Below are 22,003 nucleotides of genomic sequence, written 5' to 3'. Positions count from 1 at the left end.
GAGTGAGGCCAGATCCCTTGGAAACCCAACCGTTGGGCTCTTGGCAGAAAGCCACTTGACGACGACTAGACGACTGGTCTAGTGTCTGGGGCATGACAACCAAGGCTCCCACACGTGACCTGTTGATACAGGTCGGCATGAACACCTTTGCCGAGCACGGCTATACGGCGACGGGCATCAATACGGTGCTCAAGGCTGCTGGCGTGCCCAAGGGTTCCTTCTACCACTATTTCTCCAGCAAGGAGGCCTTCGGCCTTGCCGTGGTCGAGGTGTTCGCCGAAGACTACGACGAGCGCTTCCAGGCGCTGCTGGTGAATTCCCACGACGCCCCCGTTGCGCGCCTGCGCCACTATTTTGAAGACGTGCGCCAGGCGATGGCCGAGTGCGGCCACACCCGGGGTTGCCTGATCGGTACCCTCGGCCAGGAAATGTCATCCCAGAGCGATTGCCTGCGCGATGCCCTAGACGCCATCTTCAAGCGCTGGGAAGGCTACTTCACCAGCTGCCTCAAGGAAGGCCAGGCCGACGGCAGCGTGCGTGACGACATCACGCCCCAGGCCATGGCGGCCTTTATTCTGGCGGGCTGGCAGGGGGCGCTGCTGCGCTCCAAGATGGCCAGAACCTGTGAGCCACTGACCGAATTCGAGAATACGTTACTGGCCTGTATCAAACGCTAACGCATCGAGGTGAAGGCGTGGCAGGGTGGGTCCTCGATTCCCCTGCCGTTTTCTTGGTCCTAAGTAATAATAGACTGGTCTATAAAAGCCTCTATTTTTGTACAAAACTGCTTGATATGTGATGCATGAGTTGTACGGTAAGTGCTGAACATTCGCTAAAACGTTAGTCGAACACCTTGGGCAGCCGTTGGCGACGAGCCAACGAAGCGCCAGCCACCGTGCAGCCGTGCATCCTCGCTGAGGCCGCAGCGCCTCGTGGTATCAGCTTCACGACAGGAGATTTCCATGAGCGAGCAAGATCCCCTCTATACCCCGCAGGTCCTCGGTGACATCACCTTGCCAAACCGAGTGCTGATGTCGCCGCTGACCCGTTCTCGCGCGGCCCAACCGGGGGACGTGCCCCAGGCGATGAATGTCGAGTACTACCGTCAGCGGGCCGGCGCGGGCCTGATCCTGAGCGAGGCCACCCAGATCTCGCCCCAGGGCAAGGGTTACGCCTTTACCCCGGGCATCCATAGCCAGGAGCAGATCGCTGGCTGGCGCCGTGTCACCGACGCCGTGCATGACGCCGGCGGTCGTATGCACGCCCAGCTATGGCACGTGGGAAGAATCTCGCATCCGGAGCTGCAGCCCGGTGGCGCCGACCCGGTGGCGCCCTCGGCGATTAAGCCTGAAGGCGCCAAGACCTTCATCAGCGCCGAGTCCGGCATGGTGGAAGTGCCGACCCCGCGTGCGCTCGACACCGACGAGCTTCCAGGCATCGTCGAGCAGTACCGCCAGGCGGCGATCAACGCCCGCGAAGCCGGTTTCGACGGCGTCGAGGTGCACGCCGCCAACGGCTACCTGCTCGATCAGTTCATCAAGTCCGACAGCAACGCGCGCACCGATGCCTACGGTGGCAGCCTGGAAAACCGCCTGCGACTGCCTCTCGAAGTGGTGCGTGCGGTGGTCGACGTCTGGGGCAAGGGCCGTGTCGGGGTGCGCATCAGTCCCACCGGCAGCTTCAACGATGTCCACGACCAGAAGCCCGAGGAGACCTTCCCGGCCTTCGCCGCCGCGCTCGACGAGATCGGCATCGCCTACCTCGAGGTCGTGGAAGATTCCTTCCAGGGCAACCACGAGAATGGTCGCCCCGAGTCGATCATCAGCGCCATCCGCGAGCGCTTCAGCGGTGTCTATATCGCCAATGGCGCCTACAGCGCGGAGGAAGCGCGTGAGCGCATCGCCGCCGGCAAGACCGATCTGGTGACCTTCGGGCGTCCCTTTATCGCCAATCCGGACCTGCCGGAGCGCTTTCGTCGCGGAGCAGAGCTCAATGAGCCGGACTACGACACCTTCTACGGCGGCGATGAAAAGGGCTATACCGACTACCCGTTTCTCGAAGACCGCTAGCGCTTGAAGTTCGCTGGCGCGATGACATCTTTTTCTCGATGACGGCCAAGCGGTTCGCCGTCTTGCCAACGTCATCGATCTGGAACATTTCAAGGGGCCTTGGAGGCCCGACAGGAGGACCGCATGGACGTGAACAACCTGAACACCGACGGTATCAAGGACAAGGTCGTGATCATCACCGGTGCCAGCAGTGGGCTGGGTGAGGCCACCGCCAAGCGCCTGGCCAAGGGCGGTGCCCGCCTGGTGCTGGGCGCGCGTCGCGAGGACCGCCTCAAGGCACTGTGCGACGACATCAAGGCAGACGGTGGCCAGGCCGTCTACCGTGTCACCGACGTGACCAGCCGTGAGCAGGTCGAGGCCCTGGCCAAGCTTGCCCGCGACGAATTCGGGCGCATCGACGTGCTGGTCAACAACGCCGGGCTGATGCCGCTTTCGCCGTTGGACAAGCTCAAGGTCGACGAGTGGGAGCAGATGGTCGACGTCAACATCAAGGGCGTGCTCTACGGTATCGCCGCGGTGCTGCCGACCATGCGCGAACAGCACGAAGGCCACGTGATCAACCTGTCCTCGGTCGCCGGGCATGTGGTGTTCCCCGCCGCGTCGGTCTATTGCGCGACCAAGTTCGCGGTCAAGGCGCTGACCGAGGGCCTGCGTCAGGAATCCAATGGCGAGATTCGCGCGACCAATATCTCTCCTGGCGCGATCGACACCGAATTGACTCGGACGATCAGCGATGATGAGACCGCCGAGGGGGTCAACGAGCTCTACACCCTGGCCATCGATGCCGATGCAGTGGCGCGGGCGATCGCCTTTGCGGTAGAGCAGCCGGGGGACGTCGACGTCAACGAACTGATCCTGCGCCCCACTCGCCAGGAGCTGTAAGGGCTGGCGTTCGACTGGCGTCGCCGTCCCGGGAGACGCCAGTCCGGCCGCGGCGCAATACGCCAGGTCGCTCCAAGGTGCTTCGTCTGACGCTATTTTTCGCTAGGCTTGTGTATCTTTACTGCATCAATGAGCCCGGCGGTGCCGGGTGGTGCCCCACTCAACGAGAAGGAACATCATGAGCAACGATGCCGAGTATCAGCCGCCGAAGGTGTGGAAGTGGGAAGGTGAGAGTGGCGGCCATTTCGCCAGCATCAACCGTCCCATCGCCGGTGCGACCCACGACAAGGCGCTGCCGGTGGGCAAGCATCCGCTACAGCTCTACTCCCTGGCCACGCCCAACGGGGTCAAGGTCAATATCCTGCTCGAGGAACTGCTGGCGCAGGGCCACGATCAGGCCGAGTACGACGCCTGGCTGATCCGTATCGGCGAGGGCGACCAGTTCTCCAGCGGCTTCGTCGAGATCAACCCCAACTCCAAGATTCCGGCCCTGGTGGACCACACCACCACGCCGCCGACCCGGGTCTTCGAGTCGGGTTCGATCCTGCTCTATCTGGCCGAGAAGTTCGGCGCCTTCCTGCCGACCGAGCACAAGGCGCGTACCGAAGCGATGAGCTGGCTGTTCTGGCAGATGGGCTCGGCCCCCTACCTGGGCGGTGGTTTCGGCCACTTCTACGCCTACGCGCCGGAAAAGTACGAGTACCCGATCAACCGCTTCGCCATGGAGGCCAAGCGCCAGCTCGACGTGCTCGACCGGCATCTGGCCGAGCACGAGTACCTGGCCGGTGACGAGTACAGCATCGCCGACATGGCGACCTTCGCCTGGTACGGCCAGCTCGCCCTGGGGCGTCTGTACGACGCGGCGGAGTTCCTGTCCGTGCACGAGTACGAGCACGTCCAGCGCTGGGCCAAGGCCATCGATGCTCGCTCGGCGGTACAGCGTGGACGCATGGTCAACCGCACCTTCGGTGAGCCCGAAGAGCAGCTCCACGAGCGTCACGACGCCAGCGATTTCGAACTGCGTACCCAGGACAAGATCGGCGACGACGCTTGATCCTTTGAACGACAATCTGTCGTTTCAGCACCGACAAGGGCGCCTCCGAGGAGGCGCCCTTTTTTTGTGAATCAATCTGGGGCTTGATCCGGGTCGGGCCTGGAACGCGAGACGATTGCCGCCTCGTTCCTTACCGGCCCTCGCTGGCACTTGCCGGCTCCTGGGTCAGTAGCCCGCGTCGGGGTCGACGGTCTCGATGTCCTCGCCCTTGTCCAGGGCGTCGAGGCTTGCGGCGACCTGATCGAGCGCTTCGCTCAAGGGTGTCGGTCCTGCCATGTGAGGGGTGACGATGACCCGCGGGTGGCGCCACAGCGGGCTGGATTCCGGCAGCGGCTCTGTCGGGAAGGCATCGAGCAGCGCGCCCCGGAGGCGACCTTCCTGGCGCTGGTTCTTGTCGCCCAGCGCTGCGAGCAGGGCGTCCTCGTCGATCAGGGTGCCGCGCCCGGGGTTGATCAGGCTGGCCCCCTCGCGCATCTTGCCGAGTGTCTCGGCGTTGATGATATGGCGGGTCGAGGAGGTATCGGGCAGCAGCAGCACCAAGGTCTTCACCCGCGACAGGAGCCGGTCGAGCCCTTCGTCACCGCTCAGACATTCGATGCCGTCGATATCCTTGTGCGAGCGACTCCAGCCGAGCACCGGGAAGCCATCGGCGGCGATGGCCCGGGCCACCTTGGCGCCGATGGCGCCGAGGCCGAGCACGCCCACCGGCCAGTCCGGCTTGTCGATCACCTCGTGCTCACGCCACTCGCACTGCTGCTGCTGGCGGGCGTAGCGGTCGAAGTCGCGCTGGAAGTGGAAAAGACCGTAACGCACGTAATCGGCGATCAGCTCGGCCATGCCGGCGTCACGCAACTTGACGATGGGAACGTCGCGAGGCAGGGCCGGGTTGCCGAGCAGGGCGTCGACGCCGGCCCCCAGGTTGACGATGCCCTTGAGTCCGGTGCACTCCCGCAGCAGCGTCTCGTCTGGCTTCCAGGCCGCCAGAAAGTCCGCCTGGGCGCGCTGTTCGCGGTCGGCCTCCTGACTCTTCCAGATGGTGGCCTGGGGCAGCCGCTCGCTTAGCGCCTGCTGCCACTGGCCGGCCTGGTCGGTGTGTACGATCACCTTCATGACAATTCCGCTCCGGTCGAATGAATGGGGTTCAGTAGACAATCTGCATCATGGGCGGCGGAGCGTCATCCAGCAGGCTGGCAAGGCGCTTGAGGCCGTCCTCGAGACGTTCGATCTCGGGCTCCGCGCCGAGGCTCAGGCGCACTCGGCGTGGCGCCGGACTCTGTTCGACCATGAAGGGGGTCGCTGTGGTGATGGCCACCCCTTCCTGTTCGGCCAGCTGCTGGAGTTCCTCGGCCCGCCAGCTACCCGGCAGCGACAGCCAGACGTGCAGGCTGGTGGGGCGGGAGGCCCTGCCATGGCTGTGCAGGATGCGTGCGGCGAGCTGCTGGCGCTCTGCCAGCAGTTCGCGTTGCTGCTGAGCCATGCGCTCGATGGTGCCGTCCTCCAGCCATAGATTGGCGACCTCGAAGCATAGCGGTGTGGCCATCCAGGAGGTCGCCCGCAGGCGGGGCAGGGTGTGGTGCAGCTGACTGCGTGGCACCGTCAGATAGCCGGCGCGAAGCCCGGGCAGGGTGGCCTTGGTCAGACTGGTGACGTGGAACGCATGGGAAGGGATGCGCGCGCTGATCGGCATCAGCGGCTCGGGCTCGAGCAGGGTGTGGACGTCATCCTCGATCAGCCACACCCCGTGGCGCTCCAGAATGGCGGCGATCTCGTCGCGGCGCCTCTCGTCCAGGGTGGCCCCGGTGGGATTGAGCTGGCACGAGGTCAGGCACACGGCGCGCGGTTTGAAGCGATGACAGGCGGCGTCGAGGGCGTCGGGTACGATGCCCTGGCTATCGATGGTGACGCCACGCAGCTGGAAGCCCAGGGTGCGAGACAGGGCGATCAGGCCATGGTCGGTCAGTGCCTCGGTCAGGACCAGGTCGCCGTGCTGTACCACGCTGGAAATCGCCAGCATGATGCCGTGGGCGCCACCGTTGGTCAGGATGCGGTCGTCCGCTTCACCGGGCATGCCCAGGCGCTCGTTCAGCCACCAGCTGGCGCGTTCGCGCTGATGGGGCAGGCCGGCGATCGGCCGGCAGGCGGTGAAGACGTCGGGATGTGCGCTGTCGGCCAGCGTTCTCAGGGCATCGCGAAAGTGCTGGTCATGGCTTGGGGGACAGACCGGATGGGCGATCGACAGGTCGATCACCGCCTGTTCGGTTCGCGGCTCGCCGGCCCTCAGGTAGGCGGATTCGCGGTTGTCATCGAGGGCGTTGATCCAGGTGCCGCTGCCGACCCTGGCCTGCACCAGGCCCATCTTTTCTGCCTGTGAATAGGCCCGTGACACCGTCTGGACGCTGACGCCTATGTGCTCCGCCAACTGTCGATGGGGCGGCAGCCGGGTGCCTGGCGTAAGCTCACCGGAACGGATCGCGCGAGAAAGTGCCCGCGCAATCGCAAGATACTTGGGTTGGCTATCGTCCAGATATGGCAGCAGGTCAATTGTCATGATCCAATAAAGCCTTTGACCGGTAGCTTATTCGTAGTGCTAGTATCAGCAAGACGGCATTGATCAGTCATTGTCATGACGTTGTTAAGAGCTTCTCATGACAATTGTGACCTGTCAGCACGCTACAGGGGATGCAATGTCGCTTCAAGGGCGCGCCGGACTCCAATGAGTCCGGTTTTTCGGTGATGACACTGTGTGGCGAGTGGTTTCATGATTCAGGTATCCCTGCCGTTCACTCGTGAGGAATACGCTCAGCGCCTGCGAAAGGTGCGTGCCGAGATGGCCATGCGAGGCATCGATGTGCTGATTGTCAGCGATCCCTCCAATATGGCCTGGCTGACCGGCTATGACGGCTGGTCGTTCTATGTCCATCAGTGCGTACTGGTGGGGCTCGAAGGCGAGCCCGTGTGGTACGGACGACGTCAGGACAGCAATGGTGCCCTGCGTACCTGCTGGATGGACCCTGACAATATCACCTACTACCCCGACTACTATGTCCAGAATCCCGAGATGCATCCGATGGAGTATCTGGCACAGTCGATCATGCCGGATCGCGGCTGGTGCGAAGGGGTCGTGGGCATGGAGATGGACAACTACTACTTCTCCGCCAAGGCCTACCAGAGCCTGATCAAGGAGATGCCCCACGCGCGCTTCCAGGATGCCAACGCGCTGGTCAACTGGTGCCGGGCGATCAAGTCACCGCGTGAAATCGAGTACATGCGCATCGCCGCGCGTATCGTCGAGGGCATGCACTCGCGCATCCTCGAGATGATCGAGCCGGGCCTTGCCAAGTCCAAGCTGGTCTCCGAGATCTATCGGGTCGGCATCGAGGGCTGGACCGACAGCGAAGGGCGCGTCTACGGTGGCGACTATCCCGCCATCGTGCCGCTGCTGCCCACCGGCAGCGACGCAGCTGCCCCCCACCTGACCTGGGACGACACGCCGTTTCGCGAAGGCGAGGGCACCTTCTTCGAGATCGCCGGCTGCTACAAGCGCTACCACTGCCCGTTGTCGCGCACGGTGTTTCTCGGCAAGCCGCCGCGGGATTTCGTGCGTGGCGAGTCGGCACTGCTCGAAGGCATCGAGAAAGGCCTGGCCGTGGCCAAGCCGGGCAACCGGACCGCGGACATCGCCCTGGCGCTCGGCGCGGCCATGGACAAGTACGGCTTCGACCGAGGCGGTGCGCGCTGTGGTTATCCCATCGGCATCAGCTACCCGCCGGACTGGGGCGAGCGCACCATGAGTCTGCGTCCGTCTGACGAGACCATCCTGCAACCGGGCATGACCTTCCACTTCATGCCCGGAATGTGGATGGACGACTGGGGGCTCGAGATCACCGAGAGCATCCTGATCACCGAAAATGGCGCCGAGCCGCTGGCGCAGTTTCCGCGACAGCTGTTCGTCAAGTAGGGCGGGGTCGGCTGAGCAGGGCTTGTCGATCAGGCCCTGTTGACTAGCCCTGTTGATTAGCCCTATGCAATCGGCCCTGTTGATTAGCCTTCTGTGATCGGCCCTCGGTGACCGACGTTGCCCAACACCACTACAATCCAATCTGACCGTTGTCCCTGTTTCTGGAGTCACCATGAGCAAGCGCAAGAGCCCCATCTCCGCCACCGTCGACTTCGACGCCCAGGGTGTGCAGCACGGCTTTCTGAAACTGCCCATTTCCAACGACGAGTCCGCCTGGGGCGCGGTGATGATCCCGGTGACCGTGATCGCCAACGGCGAAGGCCCCACCGCCCTGCTGACCGGTGGCAATCACGGCGACGAGTACGAGGGCATCACCGCGCTGCAGAAGCTCTCGACCTCGCTCAAGGCCGAAGACGTCAAGGGACGGGTGATCATCGTACCGATGATGAACACCCCGGCGGCCCAGGTCGGCCGTCGCACCTCGCCGATGGACGGTGGCAACCTGAACCGCAGCTTCCCCGGTGACCCGGACGGCAGCGTGACCGAGAAGATCGCCGACTACTTCACCCGGGAGATGGTGCCCATGGCCGACGTGGTGCTGGACCTCCACTCCGGCGGCCGCACCCTGGACATCATTCCCTTCGGCGCCTCCCACGTGCTCGACAACCCCGAACAGCAGCGTCAGGCGCTGGAAGGGGCCAAGGCCTTCGGCGCGCCCTATGCGATGATGATGTTCGAGCTGGACGCTTCGGCGCTGTTCGACACCGTGGTGGAGAACCAGGGCAAGATATTCATCGCCACCGAACTCGGCGGCGGCGGCACCTCCACGCCGGAGAGCCTGGCCATCACCGAGCGCGGCATCGACAATGTGTTGATCCACTTCGGCCTAAAGGACGGCGAAGTGGCCATGCCCGAGACCCAGGTCTACCTCGATATGCCGGATGCGAGCTGCTACGTGCAGAGCGAGCACACCGGGCTGCTCGAGTTGACCTTCGCCCTCGGCGACAGCATTGCCAAGGGCGACGTGATCGCCCGGGTCTACGACATGACCCGCAGCGGCGCCGAGCCGATCGAGTACCGTGCCGAGCGTGACGGTATCCTGGCGGCCCGTCGCTTCCCCGCCCAGGTGAACATGGGCGACACCATCGCCGTCATCGCCGAGGTGGTCGAGACCCTGGGCGACTGAACGGGCCGGTGCTCGGGGCACCATCTCGCCCGAGCCCGCCCGCCGCTTTGCGTTATCAGCGCCCCGTCGAGAGCCTCTCGCGGGGCGATCCCGTTCAACCACACAAGCCCGGCCATGAAACTCGACCGCTACGACCTCAAGATCCTGTCCATCCTGTCCCGCGACGGCCGCATCACCAAGTCCCGCCTGGCCGAGGCCATAAACCTGTCGGTGAGCCCCTGCTGGGAGCGCGTCCGCCGCCTCGAGAAGGCCGGCATCATTGAAGGCTACTGCGCCAGGATCAATTCAGGCGCCCTGGTCCGGCGCACCCCGGTGTGGGTTCAGATCGAACTCAAGGCCCACAATGCCGAGAGCTTCCAGCGTTTCGAGTCGCTGGTGCATGCCACCGACGCGGTCACCGAATGCGTGGCGGTGGGCGGCGGGGTCGACTACCTGATCAAGGTCGAGTCGGAGACCATCGACGCCTATCAGCGGCTGATCGACGACTGGCTGACCTCGGATGTCGGCATCGAGCGTTACTTCACCTATATCGTCACCAAGACGGTCAAGGCCCCTCGCCAGGGGGTCGATATCGACGAACTGGCTAACGGGGCGCCCTGAGCGCCACTGGCACAAACCGGAAAGTCCCCATTGTGGGCAGGTTTTTGCTAAAACAGGCGTTGCAGAAAAAACCGCGTTTTCGCGGAGCTGGACAAAAAAAACGCCATCGACAGGCGTGCGCTTCAAAAAGTCCGACCCTGGCTTCTCCCTTACCATGACGGCAGTGCATGGCGCAGGCCATGACATCGTTTTCGTGTTCCGCCCCCCTGACCTTGCGGCGGGACACACAAGGGGAGGTAGTGTCATGAAACTCAGCGATCCGCGCCTGTTCCGTCAGTACGCCTATATCGGCGGCAAGTGGACCCACGGTGACGAAGGCCGCGAGGAAGCGGTGGTCAACCCCGCCAATGGCGAGGTGATCGGCCATATCCCGCTGCTCGAGCCCGAGCAGATCCGCGCCAGTGTCGACGTCGCCGACGAGGCCTTTGCCCAGTGGCGGGCGCTGCGCGCCGACGAGCGCTGCGAGCGGCTGCTGGCCTGGTACGACCTGCTGCAGGCCCATCGCGAGGATCTGGCCACCATCATGACGCTGGAGCAGGGCAAGCCGATGCCCGACGCCCGTGGCGAGGTCGAGTACGGCGCCAGCTTCGTGCGCTGGTTCGCCGAGGAAGGCAAGCGTACCTACGGCGAGACCATCCCCAGCCACATCCCCAATGCGGCGCTGGGCACCATCAAGGAGCCGGTGGGTATTGCGCTTCTGATCACGCCGTGGAACTTCCCGCTGGCGATGATCACCCGCAAGGCCGCCGCCGCCATGGCCGCCGGCTGCCCGGTGATCGTCAAGCCGGCCAACGAGACCCCGTTCTCGGCGCTGGCGCTGGCTGAGCTGGCCGAGCGTGCCGGTATTCCGGCGGGCATCTTCAATGTGGTGCTGGGTGACGCCGCCCAGGTGTCCTCGCTGTTGTGCGCCGAGGATCGCGTCAAGGCAGTATCCTTCACCGGCTCGACCCGGGTCGGCCGCCTGCTGCTCGAACAGTCGGCGCCCACGGTCAAGCGCGTGTCGATGGAGCTGGGCGGCAATGCGCCCTTTATCATTGGCCCGGACATGGACCCCAAGGAAGCGGCGCTTGCCGCGGTGGCGGCCAAGTTCCAGACCGCCGGTCAGGACTGCCTGGCAGCCAACCGTATCCTGGTCCACGAGTCGATCCACGACGCCTTTGTCGAGCATTTCAGCGAGCGCATGGCCGCGCTGACCGTGGGCAATGGCATGGAAAGTGAAGTCGATCTCGGCCCGCTGATTCACCGCCGGGCGGTGGAAAATGCCCGTGCCACGGTGGATGACGCCGTGTCGAAGGGGGCCACCCTAGTGGCCGGGGATCAGTCCCAGGCGCCGGGCGAAAACTTCTTCATGCCGGTATTGCTGACCGGGGTGACCCAGGACATGAAGGTGTGGCGCCAGGAGTGCTTTGCGCCGGTGGCCGGTGTCACCGCTTATCGCGATGACGACGAGGTGATCGCCCTGGCCAACGATACCGAGTATGGTCTTGCCGCATACGTCTACACCCACGATATCCGCCGTATCTGGAAGCTGTTGCGGGCGCTGGAGTTCGGCATGGTGTCGGTCAACTCGGTGAAGATGACCGGCCCGCCGGTGCCCTTTGGCGGCGTCAAGCAGTCCGGCCTTGGCCGTGAAGGCGGCGCGACCGGCATCGACGAGTATCTGGAAACCAAGTACTACTGCCTCGGCGCCCTGGGCTCCGTCTCCGGCAGCTGATGCCCTGAGCGGCAGTGATCGCCGGCCCGACTGCGGGCCGGCCACCTTAAATGAACAGATGACGCCGCCCTCCCGGCGAGGGCGGTCCAAGGAAAAGAAGGAAACGAGATGAGCACCCATCAGGACCTGATCGACCGCGACCGCAAGGTAACCTTCCACGCCTCCACCCACCTGCGTGACTTCGCCCATGGCGACGCACCGGGCCGCGTGATCACCGGCGGCAAGGGCATCAACATCGTCGACAAGGACGGTCGTGAGTTCATCGACGGTTTTGCCGGGCTGTACTGCGTCAACATCGGCTATGGCCGTACCGAGGTGGCCGAGGCCATCTACCAGCAGGCGCTGGAGATGTCCTACTACCACACCTACGTGGGTCACTCCAACGAGCCGCAGATCGCCTTGTCCGAGCAGATCCTCAAGCTCGCCGGCCCCGGCATGTCCAAGGTCTACTACGGGCTTGGCGGCAGCGATGCCAACGAGACCCAGCTCAAGCTGGTGCGCTACTACAACAACGTGCTTGGTCGTCCGCAGAAGAAGAAGGTCATCTCGCGTCAGCGCGGCTATCACGGTTCCGGTCTTGCCACCGGCTCGCTGACCGGGCTCAAGGCCTTCCATGACCAGTTCGATCTGCCCATGGCCGGTATCCTGCACACCGAAGCGCCGCACTACTACCAGCGCAGCGCCGAGCAGGAAAACATGAGCGAGCGCGAGTTCTCCGCCCACTGCGCGGCCAAGCTCGAGGAGATGATCCTGGCCGAAGGCCCGGACACCGTGGCGGCCTTCATCGGCGAGCCGGTGCTCGGCACCGGTGGTATCGTGCCGCCGCCGGAAGGCTACTGGGAGGCGATCCAGGCGGTACTGAACAAGTACGACATCCTGCTGATCGCCGACGAGGTGGTGTGTGGTTTCGGCCGTATCGGTGCCGACTTCGGTAGCCATGCCTACGGCATCAAGCCCGACCTGATCACCATCGCCAAGGGCCTGACCAGCGCCTACCAGCCGCTGTCCGGGGTGATCGTCGGCGATCGCGTGTGGCAGGTGCTGGAGCAGGGCACCAGCGAGCTGGGCCCGATCGGCCACGGCTGGACCTACTCCGGTCACGCCCTGGGCTGCGCCGCTGCCCTTGCCAACCTGGCGATCATCGAGCGCGAGGACCTGACCGGCAACGCCCGTGATACCGGCGCCTATCTGCAGAGCCGCATGCAGGCCGCCTTCGGCGATCACCCGATCGTCGGCGAGACCCGCGGCGTCGGCATGCTGGCGGCGCTGGAATTCGCCGTGGACCCGGAGACTCGCCGTCCCTTCGATCCCAGCCACAAGGTCGGTGCACGCATCGCCGCCGCTGCGCTGGAGCAGAACCTGATCGCCCGGGCGATGCCCCAGGGAGACATCCTCGGCTTCGCTCCGCCGCTGGTCACCACCCGTGACGAGGTCGACGAGATCGTTGCCCGCGCCGAGCGTGCGGTGAACAAGGTCACCGACGAGCTGGTCAAGGAAGGCGTACTGCAGACGGCCTGATGCCTGGTCCGATGCCTGGTCCGATGCCTGGTTGAGCCCAGGCCGGTGTCTGGCCTGACGCCCGCACCTTGGCAGGTGCAAAAGGGGCCGCTTCCTTGAAGGAGGCGGCCCCTGTCGGTTTTCATTCAGGTAGGCGAGCGCGGAACAGGTAGGCGAGCGCCGAAGCGCCGACAACGCCTGCCCTCCCTGCCTTGGCAACCGGTCTTCACGATATGAGTTCAAGGAGAAGGTCATGAAGGTGGATTCACCCCCTTGCCCGAGTCACGGCGTGACCCTGGACGAGATATTCAAGGCCCGGGGACGCATCGCCGGTCAGGTAACGCGCACGCCACTGGTGTTGTCGCGGTCCCTGTCCGAACGCTTCGACGCCGAGGTCTATCTCAAGCTCGAGACGCTGCAGCCCACCGGCGCCTTCAAGCTGCGCGGTGCCACCAACATGATCGCCGCACTGATCGAGCGCCATGGACGCGAGGCCCTGGCCCAGGGCGTCACCACCGCATCCACCGGCAATCATGGCCGCGCCGTGGCCTACGCCGCCTCCAGCCTTGGGGTGCCGGCGGTGATCTGCCTGTCGCGGCTGGTGCCGGCCAACAAGGTCGCTGCCATCGAGGCGCTCGGTGCCGAGGTGCGTCGCGTCGGCGCCAGCCAGGACGAGGCCTTCGAGGAGGTGGCGAGGCTGGTGCAGGAAGAGGGCATGACGCTGATTCCGCCCTTCGATGATCCGCTGATCGCGGCGGGGCAGGGCACCATCGGCATCGAGATCCTCGAGGACCTGCCGCGGGTCGATCGGGTCATCGTCGGGCTGTCCGGCGGTGGTCTGCTCGGCGGCATCGGCGCCGCGCTGAAGGGCGTTCGACCCCAGGCCAGAATCAGCGGGGTCAGTCTGTCGGCGGGAGCGGCCATGTGCGAGAGCCTCAAGGCCGGCAAGCCGGTGGCGGTGGAAGAGGTCGAGAGCCTGGGCGACTCGCTGGGCGGCGGCATCGGCCTCGACAACCGCTGCACCCTGGCGCTGGTCGAAGCGGTGATGGACGACCACTGTCAGGTGTCGGAAGGCGCCATCGCCCAGGCCATGGTGGACATGCTCGAAAGCGAGAAATTGCTGGTCGAAGGCGCCGCCGCCGTCGGACTGGCGGCACTGGCCGAGGGCCACCTCGAGGTCAAGGGGGAGCGGGTCGTGCTGGTGCTTTCCGGCAACGGGGTGTCACTGGATACCCTCGATCAGGCGCGCCGCCTGGCGGCGGATTGCGCCAGTCAAGGCCAGCGATAGACCGTCAAGGCCACCAACCGACAGACAAGCCCAGCAACAACCCGATCAGGAGCCAAGGATGCAACTCTACAAGCGTGAGCAGATCAGCCAGGCGGTCGCCATCGACCAGGACGCGCTGGCGGCGGTGGAAGCCGGTTTCGCCGCCCTGGGGCGTGGCGAGGTGGTGCAACCGCCGATCCTGTCCATGGCCATCGAGGAGGCCAACGGCGAGGTCGACGTCAAGACCGCCCATATTCGTGGCAACGAGCGCTTCGCCATCAAGGTCAGCCCCGGCTTCTTCGACAACCCCAAGCTGGGGCTGCCAAGCCTCAACGGGCTGATGATGGTGTTCTCCGCGCGCACCGGGCTGGTCGATGCGGTGCTGTTCGACGAGGGCTACCTGACCATGGTACGTACCGCCCTGGCCGGCGCCATCGCCGCCAAGCACCTGTCGCGGGAGAACAGCCGCCGGGTCGCGGTGCTGGGGGCCGGCGAGCAGGCGGTCAAGCAGGTCGAGGCGCTGCGGCTGGTGCGCGACATCACCGCCATCGACGTCTGGGCGCGAAGGTCCCAGGCCGCCGAGGAATACGCTACCCGCATGCGCGCTGCGGGTCTCGAGGTGACCGTCCACGACAGCGTGCGCGAGGCCTGCCGAGCGGCCGACATCATCGTCACCACGACGCCGTCGCAGACGCCGATCCTCGAGGCGGCGGACCTGCCGGAGGGCGTCCACGTCACCGCCATGGGCTCCGACAGTCCCGACAAGCGTGAACTGGCCGAGAACGTGCTGACCCGCGCGGACGCCTTCGTCTGCGATACCCGGCCCCAGAGCGAGTCCAACGGCGAGCTCAAGGCCCTTGCCGGTCGCGAGGTGCCCTTCAAGGTCCACGAACTGGGCGCGGTCATTGCCCGTGGCGAGCGTCTGCGGCTGTCGGACGCCACCATCACGGTATGCGACCTGACCGGTACCGGTGTCCAGGACACGGCCATCGCCGGGTTCGCCCTGACGCGTCTGTCGGCTGAGGATTCGGCACGATAGGCTTTGCCGAATCAGGCATTTTTGGGGAGGATGGGGGACCCTAATCCCGACAGGAGCCCCCATGCCCTCGCTGCAGTGCCTGCTGCGCCACCGGCGCCGACTGATCGTCATCATCGCCCGCCTGGGCTATACCGCCAAGGGGCTGGTGTACCTGCTGATCGGCGTGCTGGCGGCTCTCGGCGCTGTGGGCCTTGGCGGCGACAACGTCGGTACCAAGGAGGCGCTGGCACACCTGGCTCGCCAGCCCTTCGGCACCCTGATGCTGGGAGCCCTGGTGCTGGGGCTCTACGCCTACGCCGCCTGGCGGGGCTTGCAGGGGCTGTTCGATGTCGAGCACCGCGGGCGTAGCTGGAAGGCCCTGGGCACCCGCCTGGCGCTGGTCATCAGCGGTGGCATCTACGCCAGTCTCGGCTGGTATGGTGTCGAGCTGCTGGACGATCCCCAGGAGACCACCGGCGGCGCAGAGGAGCGCACCGCCATGCTGATGTCGCACCCCGGCGGCGTCTGGCTGGTGGCGATTCTGGGGGCGATCTTTATCGGCGTGGGGCTGCGTCAGTCGTGGCGCGCGCTGGCGCGCAGCTATCTCAATCGCTGGCGTCAGCAGGACATGAGCCAACGCCAGCGTGATCTGGCCTCGGGCCTCAGCCGCTGGGGGCTGGCCGCCAGGGGGCTGGTGTTCGCGCTGATCGGCAGTTTCCTGCTGGTGGCCGCCTGGCAGGTCGATCCCGCCAAGGCCGAAGGGCTCGGCGGCACCCTGGATACCCTGGCCGCCCAGCCCTTCGGCCCCTGGCTGCTCGCCGCCGTGGCCGGTGGACTGATGAACTACGGTACCTACTGCGTCATCAATGCCCGCTTTCGCAAGGTGAAAGTGTAGCGCCTTAAGCGGCCGTTCAGGACGCCCGGGGCTTCTTGGCCCGCACGGTCAGGGCGACGCCGGCAATGGCCAGCGCCATGCCGATCAGGGATACCGGCGGCAGCCCTTCATCGAACAGCCACCATGCCTCCACCGCGGTAACCGGCGGCACCAGGTAGAACAGGCTGGCGACGCGGGACGCCTCGCCACGCTTGATCAGCATCATCAGCAGCATGATGGCGGCGATGGACAGCACCAGCACCAGCCAGCCCAGCGTCAGCACAAAGGTCAGCGACCACTCCACCTCGCGGGTTTCCAGCAGCAGGCAGCCGGCGCCAAGCAAGGCCAGCGCCCCGAGGTACTGCACCACGGTGCCGCCGAGCAGCGGCATGCCGCTGCAATAGCGCTTCTGGTACAGCGTCCCCAGCGAAATCCCCACCAGCGCCACCAGGGTGCAGGCCAGCGCCGGCCAGCCAAACCCTTCGAAGGACAGCGCCGACAGGTCCATCTTGCCTCCCAGCACCAGGCTGACCCCGGCCAGCCCCAGGGCCAGTCCCATCCACTGCAGCGCAGACAGCCGCTCGCCCAGCAGGGGGCCCGCCAGCGCAGCGGTCAGCAAGGGTTGCAACCCCACCAGCAGGGACGCCAGTCCCGCCGGCATGCCCAGGCTGATGGCGTAGAACACGCCGCCCAGATAGCCGCCGTGAACCAGACAGCCGGACACCGCCACATGCCCCCACAGACGGGGACTCGACGGCCAGGCCGAGCGGGTCAGCCAGACGATGGGGACCAGCAGCGCCAGGGTGGCGGCGAAGCGAATGCTCAGGAAGGTGAAGGGCTCGGCGTAGGGCAGGCCGAACTTGGCACCGATGAAGCCGGTGCTCCACAGCACCACGAACACCAGCGGCATGGCCGGCAATAGCCAGGACGGCAGGGCGGGGCGGCTCACGGGCACCTCGCACAAGGTGCGGTAAGCGGGCACCCGACACACTGCGCGGTAGGCGGGCACCCCGAACAAGCTGCGGCAAGCGGCCACCCGACACACGATGCGGCAAGCGGGGGCTGGGCGGTGATCACTGAGGGTGGCATCGCGGGGACTTCCTTGTGGTTCATGTCATCGGCAGGGCGAGCGCCCAATCATGATGCCCTATCCCGCCTCCCTCAAGGAGGGGATTGCCAAGCGTTGCTCTCGTGCTTTGGTCGTAGGTCGTGGAGGGAGAGTGAGATTGGTCTGACCACGCCGATGCTTGTTTTTGCGCAGTTTATAGGCGAAATGGCCGCTGGTCAGACCAATAATGCAGACAGGTTGCGTTGAATGGGGCCGTTGGCCGCCGGGGGCCTTTTCGCTAGCTTTCTTTTCGATGACGCCCCGGGAGGGGGACGCCTCGCTTGCATCGAAGCGATGTCCCGTTCATGCCCCGAGGAGGTCCTCGCAAGGACGCGCACGGGCAACGCCCGGCTCAAGAGCGCAGCGGCGCAAATCGCTTGCAACAGGTGGGCCTAGCTTGCGGCGAAAGTGCCTCGAGCGCTCATGACGATGCCATGGATCGACAACAACAACACACCGGGTGCGGCAGATCGAGACCGCACCGATCCACCAGGAGTTATGCCATGTCCCGGCTAGACAAGCCCCAGCAAGACCTTGATACGGCCTCGCCAACGGCCTCCCTGTCCGAACGCATCGCGACCCCGGACCGCCGCCGCTTTCTGAAGGCTGCTGCGGTTGGTTCCGCCGCCGCGGTGGCGGCACCCTGGGTCGGCAACGTCCAGGCTCAGCAGGGCATCCGCATCCGCATGCAGTCATCCTGGCAGCCCGGCACCACCGGCTACCGCATCTTCGAGGAGTGGGCCGCCGGCGTCGCCGAGGCCACCAGCGGCGAGGTCACCATCGAGCCGTTCCCGGCCGGAGCCGTGGCCGGTGCCTTCGAGGTAGCCGACGCGGTGCGCAACGGCGTGCTCGACGGCCAGAACTGGTTCACCGTCTACTGGCCGGGCAAGATGCCCGCCGGGGTCTTTCTCACCGCCTATCCCATGGGCCTGTCGGTACCCCACCAGTGGGACATGATGTTCGGTGCCTACGGCGGTTTCGGCATCGCCAAGGACCTCTACCGCAAGCAGGGTCAGGAGCTGCTGGGCTACGTCCACCACGACCTCAACCTGATCCATTCCAAGGTGCCGCTGAGAAGCTTCGATGACTTCGAAGGGGTGAAGATCCGCATGCCCGGCGGCATCGTCGCCGAGACCTTCGCCAAGATCGGTGCGCGTACCACGCTGCTGCCGGGCTCCGAGGTCTACCCGGCGCTGGAGAAGGGCACCATCGACGCCGCCGACTACACCGGTGCGGCGGTCAACTTCGAGCTGGGCTTCTGGCAGGTGACCGACTACATCATCATGGGCCCGCCCTCGACTCCCTGTCTGCACCAGGCGGTCGACCTGATGGATATCGCGGTCAATCGCCGGGTCTACGAGCGCATGTCCGACCAGACCAAGGACCTGATGCATGACCTGGTCGCGGCCTACTCCCGCGAGCACTACGCCGCCATCCAGAAGGCCAACGCCGAGGCCTGGCCCAAGTACCGCGAGAAGGGCGTCGAGATCATCCACCTGTCAGAGGACGACGCCGACCGCTTCCGCGACGCCGCGATCCCGCTGTGGTTCGAATGGGCCAACAAGGATCCGGACGCGGCCAAGCTGTTCCGTGCCCACCTCAACACCATGCTCGATCCGTCGGTGGCACTGATCACCGAAGAGGACATCAAGGACTTCGAGCTCAACGCCTAGGCCTGCACGTGTCGACCGGGGCGACCCGGTCGACGTCGATGAATATTCCGTGGTCGCCTGGCGAAACGCCTGGCGACCAGCGGAGGAGCGTCAATGAATCTACAGATTGATTTCGTTCTGCCGCACTGGCTCTATTGGGCGGTGCTGGCAGGACTGCCGCTGATCGTGATGCTGCTGGTGGATCGAAGCTTCCGCCGGGGTGGCGAGGTGAGCGGTGGCGATACCGCCGAGACCCCCGTCGCGACGAGCGAGCAGGCCTACGCAGCGCCTGGCAATGTGGTGACCCGCGGCATCGACCGCATTTCCGGCTTTGCCGGGCGCTACGTGGCCTACTGGTCGCTGATCGCGCCCTTCGTGTTCACCTACGAGGTGGTGCTGCGCTACGCCTTCAACTCGCCGACCAACTGGGCTCACGAGTCGATGACCCTGATGTTCGGCATGCAGTACCTGCTGGCGGGTGCCTTCGCGCTGCGCGAGGGCGGGCATGTGCGCGTCGATATCCTCTACCAGCGGGCGGCGCCGCTCAACAAGGCCGCGCTGGACCTGGTCACCTCGATCTTCTTCTTCATCTTCACCCTGGCGCTGTTGACCACCGGCTGGCGTTTCTTCTCGCAGTCGGTCAGCGACGTCTGGTGGTTCGGTGACAGCTACGCCAACGAGGTGTCCTTCACCGAATGGGCGGTGCAGTACTTCCCGGTCAAGTTCATGCTGTTCTTCGGTGCCTTGCTGCTGCTGTTGCAGGGGATCGCGCAGTTGATCAAGGACCTCCAGGCCTATCGTCACCACCGCGAGCACCACGAAGGCTCGACGGTGTCTGCCAGCATTCTGGTGGTGCTGGCGGTGATCCTCGGCGCCTACACCATCCACGAAATCGTCAATATCGCCCTGACCGACTACGAGAGCCTGGCGCTTAGCCTGGAGAACTCGCTGTCCACGGTGGGTATTGGCGCGCTGACCCTGTTGATGTTCGGCACCCTGATGGTGGTGCTGGTAGCGGGGCTACCGCTGGCCTTCGTTACCGGCGGTCTGGGGGTGGTGTTCCTCTACCTGGTGGGCGATCAGCACATGCTGAACCTGATGCCTTCGCGCATCTTCCCGATGATGACCAACTACCAGCTCTCGGCCATTCCGCTGTTCATCTTCATGGCCTCGGTACTGGAGAAGGCCGGCATCATCGAAGAGCTGTTCGATGTGGTCTACAAGTGGATGGGCGGTCTCAAGGCGGGCCTGGCGATCGCCACCATCATCGCCTCGACGCTGCTGGCCGCCATGGTCGGGGTGATCGGCGCGGCGGTGGTGACCATGGGCCTGATCGCGCTGCCGGCCATGCTCAAGCGCAACTACCAGCCGGAGATCGCGCTGGGGTCGATCATGGCCGGGGGCACCCTGGGCATCCTCATCCCGCCGTCCATCCTGGCCATCATCTACGGCGTCATCGCCCAGCAGTCGGTGGGCGAGCTCTACCTGGGCTCGCTGATTCCCGGCCTGTTGCTGGCCGGCATGTACGCCTTCTACTGCTGGCTAAGGGGCACCCTGAACGTCAAGGTGGCGCCGCCGATGCCGGAGGAAGACCGGGTCTCCACCGCCGAGAAGCTGCGCCTGCTGCGCAATATGCTGGCGCCTATCGCCCTGGTGTTGCTGGTGCTCGGCATCATCTTCACCGGGGTGGCGACCCCGGTGGAAGCGGCGGGTATCGGCACCTTCGGTGCGCTGGTGGTGGCGGCGATGCACAAGCGGCTGACCTGGCCCAACCTGCACGCCGCCTGCATGACCACCCTGGTGGCGACCGCCATGGTCATGTGGATCATCTTCGGTGCCAGCATCTTCGTCGGCTTCTACATCCTGCAGGGCGGCCAGACCTTCGTGCAGGAGTTGATCGCCGGGGCAGGGCTTGGCCCCTACGCGGTGCTGGCGCTGATGATGGTGCTGCTGGTGGCGCTGGGGATGTTCCTGGACTGGGTCGGTATCCTGCTCCTGGCGGTGCCGATCTTCGTACCGCTGATCAAGGGGCTGGACTTCACCGGGGTATTTGGCCTGCCCGGGGTGGACCCCGCCGACGTCTCGCTGTGGTTCGGGGTGATCTACCTGGTCAATATGCAGATGTCCTTCCTCAGCCCGCCGTTCGGCTATGCGCTGTTCTACATCAAGGGGGTGTGTCCGCCGCATATCACCATGGGCCAGATCTTCCGCTCGTCCTTTCCCTTCCTTGCGCTGCAAGCGCTGGGCCTGCTGCTGGTGATCATGTTCCCGGCGCTGGTCACCTGGCTGCCCAACCTGGCCTACGGCTAGTCGGGCGGTGTCATGACAACGCCTCCGGCCGGCTCGGCCGGAGGCGTTTTTGCAAGATGTTCAGCAGTGGCAGGCAACACGCCTTTTTCGGTGCTTCGCCGAAGAATTGCCTGGCGTATCATGACGCTTATCCCCATGGCCTGCCGTGGCCTCTGGCGGTTGTCGCCGACCGGCGACGCGGAGGCGAAAATGGCTTGCATTTCGTAACACGATTGTGGGGAACCCTCATGCAACTGCGTCGTCACACTGTGCGAGCGATTGACGAATTCTCAACCACCTCCTGGAGGACTTCATGCAACGATTCACCGCCCTGATCACCGCCGCCCTGCTTTCTGCTGGTCTGATGAGCGCCACCGCCCATGCCCAGGAAGCAAACGCGCAGGCGTCAGGCAACGCTGACGTCGAGGCTGCCGCTCAGGCGCAGAATTTCTCTGATGCCCAGCTCGAGAAGTTCGCCGACGCTTCCAAGGAGATCGCCGCGATTTCCCAGGACTACACCCAGCAGCTGCAGGAAGCCGAAGGCCAGCAGGCCCAGCAGGATGTGCGCACCGAGGCCAACCAGAAGATGGTCGAAGCCGTCCAGCAGAGCGGGCTCGAGGTCGAGACCTTCAACGCTATCGGTCAGGCTATCCAGCAGAACCCGGACATGATGAAGCGCGTACAGGAGATGGCGCAGTCGTGAGCTGACCGCCACTCTCGCCAGTCAAAGAGACTGGCCGCCTAGATCGACGCACGCCCGCCGCCCTCGAGGCCGGCGGGCGTTGTTGTTTGCAGTGCTGAAGATGTTTGCACAGGGCGAGGATTCGAGCGGCCG

18 protein-coding genes are annotated in these 22,003 nt (G+C 65.1%); 15 read left to right on the top strand and 3 right to left on the bottom strand.

The genetic code is table 11. The annotated features are described in order from the left end of the window. The first annotated feature begins 92 nt into the window (after positions 1 to 92). From NFG57_RS15625 to yghU, 4 genes are all read left to right on the top strand, one after another. The gene (locus tag NFG57_RS15625) at positions 93 to 677 is read left to right on the top strand and encodes a TetR/AcrR family transcriptional regulator (protein ID WP_108132469.1); all 585 of its coding nucleotides are present in this window, start codon (positions 93 to 95) and stop codon (positions 675 to 677) included. Between the two features lie 285 nt (positions 678 to 962). After that, positions 963 to 2,069: an alkene reductase gene (locus NFG57_RS15620; RefSeq protein ID WP_222515954.1), complete on the top strand. Its 1,107-nt coding sequence runs from the start codon at positions 963 to 965 to the stop codon at positions 2,067 to 2,069. 123 nt (positions 2,070 to 2,192) lie between these two features. Beyond that, entirely contained in the window at positions 2,193 to 2,951 is a 759-nt protein-coding gene (locus NFG57_RS15615; protein WP_045992034.1) for an SDR family oxidoreductase, read from the top strand. 178 nt (positions 2,952 to 3,129) lie between these two features. Continuing rightward, positions 3,130 to 4,005 carry a glutathione-dependent disulfide-bond oxidoreductase gene (yghU, locus tag NFG57_RS15610; protein WP_045992033.1) on the top strand — a complete coding sequence of 292 codons (876 nt, stop codon included), beginning with the start codon at positions 3,130 to 3,132 and terminating at the stop codon, positions 4,003 to 4,005. 165 nt (positions 4,006 to 4,170) lie between these two features. Here yghU and NFG57_RS15605 read toward each other — a convergent pair whose 3' ends face one another. Continuing rightward, positions 4,171 to 5,115, bottom strand: a complete 945-nt coding sequence (locus NFG57_RS15605; RefSeq protein WP_045992032.1) for a glyoxylate/hydroxypyruvate reductase A — start codon at positions 5,113 to 5,115, stop codon at positions 4,171 to 4,173. A gap of 31 nt (positions 5,116 to 5,146) precedes the next feature. Continuing rightward, entirely contained in the window at positions 5,147 to 6,553 is a 1,407-nt protein-coding gene (locus tag NFG57_RS15600) for a PLP-dependent aminotransferase family protein (protein WP_045992031.1), read from the bottom strand. 210 nt (positions 6,554 to 6,763) lie between these two features. Between NFG57_RS15600 and doeA the strand changes: the two genes are divergently transcribed. The 8 genes from doeA (at position 6,764) to NFG57_RS15560 (ending at position 16,140) form a co-directional block, all read left to right on the top strand. After that, complete coding sequence (gene doeA, locus NFG57_RS15595) at positions 6,764 to 7,963, top strand: ectoine hydrolase DoeA (protein WP_222570128.1); 1,200 nt, start codon at positions 6,764 to 6,766, stop codon at positions 7,961 to 7,963. A gap of 172 nt (positions 7,964 to 8,135) precedes the next feature. Then, positions 8,136 to 9,149, top strand: a complete 1,014-nt coding sequence (gene doeB, locus NFG57_RS15590) for a N(2)-acetyl-L-2,4-diaminobutanoate deacetylase DoeB (protein WP_348814724.1) — start codon at positions 8,136 to 8,138, stop codon at positions 9,147 to 9,149. 114 nt (positions 9,150 to 9,263) lie between these two features. After that, positions 9,264 to 9,749, top strand: a complete 486-nt coding sequence (locus NFG57_RS15585) for an Lrp/AsnC family transcriptional regulator (RefSeq protein WP_348814723.1) — start codon at positions 9,264 to 9,266, stop codon at positions 9,747 to 9,749. Between the two features lie 244 nt (positions 9,750 to 9,993). After that, the gene (locus tag NFG57_RS15580; protein WP_348814722.1) at positions 9,994 to 11,463 is read left to right on the top strand and encodes an NAD-dependent succinate-semialdehyde dehydrogenase; all 1,470 of its coding nucleotides are present in this window, start codon (positions 9,994 to 9,996) and stop codon (positions 11,461 to 11,463) included. A gap of 108 nt (positions 11,464 to 11,571) precedes the next feature. Next, a complete protein-coding gene (locus NFG57_RS15575) occupies positions 11,572 to 12,981 on the top strand; it encodes an aminotransferase (protein WP_045992026.1) in 1,410 nt (469 codons plus the stop codon). Positions 12,982 to 13,213: 232 nt separating this feature from the next. Continuing rightward, positions 13,214 to 14,248, top strand: coding sequence for a hydroxyectoine utilization dehydratase EutB (gene eutB / locus NFG57_RS15570; RefSeq protein WP_045992025.1), 1,035 nt, complete (start codon positions 13,214 to 13,216; stop codon positions 14,246 to 14,248). A gap of 58 nt (positions 14,249 to 14,306) precedes the next feature. After that, positions 14,307 to 15,266: a cyclodeaminase gene (locus tag NFG57_RS15565; RefSeq protein WP_045992024.1), complete on the top strand. Its 960-nt coding sequence runs from the start codon at positions 14,307 to 14,309 to the stop codon at positions 15,264 to 15,266. Positions 15,267 to 15,327: 61 nt separating this feature from the next. Next, a complete protein-coding gene (locus NFG57_RS15560; protein WP_045992023.1) occupies positions 15,328 to 16,140 on the top strand; it encodes a DUF1206 domain-containing protein in 813 nt (270 codons plus the stop codon). Between the two features lie 16 nt (positions 16,141 to 16,156). Here the strand turns inward: NFG57_RS15560 and NFG57_RS15555 are convergent, their stop codons facing one another. Then, positions 16,157 to 17,029: a DMT family transporter gene (locus tag NFG57_RS15555; RefSeq protein WP_045992043.1), complete on the bottom strand. Its 873-nt coding sequence runs from the start codon at positions 17,027 to 17,029 to the stop codon at positions 16,157 to 16,159. 701 nt (positions 17,030 to 17,730) lie between these two features. On the opposite strand from NFG57_RS15555, the gene dctP reads away from it, so the two are divergent. From dctP to NFG57_RS15540, 3 genes are all read left to right on the top strand, one after another. Then, positions 17,731 to 18,900 carry a TRAP transporter substrate-binding protein DctP gene (gene dctP / locus NFG57_RS15550; protein ID WP_083970293.1) on the top strand — a complete coding sequence of 390 codons (1,170 nt, stop codon included), beginning with the start codon at positions 17,731 to 17,733 and terminating at the stop codon, positions 18,898 to 18,900. 93 nt (positions 18,901 to 18,993) lie between these two features. Beyond that, the gene (locus NFG57_RS15545; protein ID WP_348814721.1) at positions 18,994 to 21,189 is read left to right on the top strand and encodes a TRAP transporter large permease subunit; all 2,196 of its coding nucleotides are present in this window, start codon (positions 18,994 to 18,996) and stop codon (positions 21,187 to 21,189) included. 292 nt (positions 21,190 to 21,481) lie between these two features. Further along, a complete protein-coding gene (locus tag NFG57_RS15540) occupies positions 21,482 to 21,871 on the top strand; it encodes a DUF4168 domain-containing protein (RefSeq protein WP_108132478.1) in 390 nt (129 codons plus the stop codon). The last annotated feature ends 132 nt before the right edge of the window (positions 21,872 to 22,003 follow it).

This window comes from Halomonas sp. H10-59, assembly GCF_040070555.1.
Classification (GTDB): Bacteria; Pseudomonadota; Gammaproteobacteria; order Pseudomonadales; family Halomonadaceae; genus Halomonas; species Halomonas litopenaei.
The sequence above is the reverse complement of the archived record's forward strand: the minus strand, read 5'-3'. Positions and strand labels throughout refer to the sequence as shown.

Excerpts from the sequence above, each read along its gene's own strand:
- yghU (WP_045992033.1), top strand. The coding sequence starts at position 3,130 with ATGAGCAACGATGCCGAGTATCAGCCGCCGAAGGTGTGGAAGTGGGAA.
- NFG57_RS15580 (WP_348814722.1), top strand. The coding sequence starts at position 9,994 with ATGAAACTCAGCGATCCGCGCCTGTTCCGTCAGTACGCCTATATCGGC.
- eutB (WP_045992025.1), top strand. The coding sequence starts at position 13,214 with ATGAAGGTGGATTCACCCCCTTGCCCGAGTCACGGCGTGACCCTGGAC.
- NFG57_RS15620 (WP_222515954.1), top strand. The coding sequence starts at position 963 with ATGAGCGAGCAAGATCCCCTCTATACCCCGCAGGTCCTCGGTGACATC.
- NFG57_RS15540 (WP_108132478.1), top strand. The coding sequence starts at position 21,482 with ATGCAACGATTCACCGCCCTGATCACCGCCGCCCTGCTTTCTGCTGGT.
- NFG57_RS15605 (WP_045992032.1), bottom strand. The coding sequence starts at position 5,115 with ATGAAGGTGATCGTACACACCGACCAGGCCGGCCAGTGGCAGCAGGCG.
- NFG57_RS15555 (WP_045992043.1), bottom strand. The coding sequence starts at position 17,029 with ATGCCGCTGGTGTTCGTGGTGCTGTGGAGCACCGGCTTCATCGGTGCC.
- NFG57_RS15585 (WP_348814723.1), top strand. The coding sequence starts at position 9,264 with ATGAAACTCGACCGCTACGACCTCAAGATCCTGTCCATCCTGTCCCGC.
- NFG57_RS15575 (WP_045992026.1), top strand. The coding sequence starts at position 11,572 with ATGAGCACCCATCAGGACCTGATCGACCGCGACCGCAAGGTAACCTTC.
- NFG57_RS15600 (WP_045992031.1), bottom strand. The coding sequence starts at position 6,553 with ATGACAATTGACCTGCTGCCATATCTGGACGATAGCCAACCCAAGTAT.
- NFG57_RS15560 (WP_045992023.1), top strand. The coding sequence starts at position 15,328 with ATGCCCTCGCTGCAGTGCCTGCTGCGCCACCGGCGCCGACTGATCGTC.
- NFG57_RS15565 (WP_045992024.1), top strand. The coding sequence starts at position 14,307 with ATGCAACTCTACAAGCGTGAGCAGATCAGCCAGGCGGTCGCCATCGAC.
- NFG57_RS15615 (WP_045992034.1), top strand. The coding sequence starts at position 2,193 with ATGGACGTGAACAACCTGAACACCGACGGTATCAAGGACAAGGTCGTG.
- doeA (WP_222570128.1), top strand. The coding sequence starts at position 6,764 with ATGATTCAGGTATCCCTGCCGTTCACTCGTGAGGAATACGCTCAGCGC.
- NFG57_RS15545 (WP_348814721.1), top strand. The coding sequence starts at position 18,994 with ATGAATCTACAGATTGATTTCGTTCTGCCGCACTGGCTCTATTGGGCG.
- dctP (WP_083970293.1), top strand. The coding sequence starts at position 17,731 with ATGTCCCGGCTAGACAAGCCCCAGCAAGACCTTGATACGGCCTCGCCA.
- NFG57_RS15625 (WP_108132469.1), top strand. The coding sequence starts at position 93 with ATGACAACCAAGGCTCCCACACGTGACCTGTTGATACAGGTCGGCATG.
- doeB (WP_348814724.1), top strand. The coding sequence starts at position 8,136 with ATGAGCAAGCGCAAGAGCCCCATCTCCGCCACCGTCGACTTCGACGCC.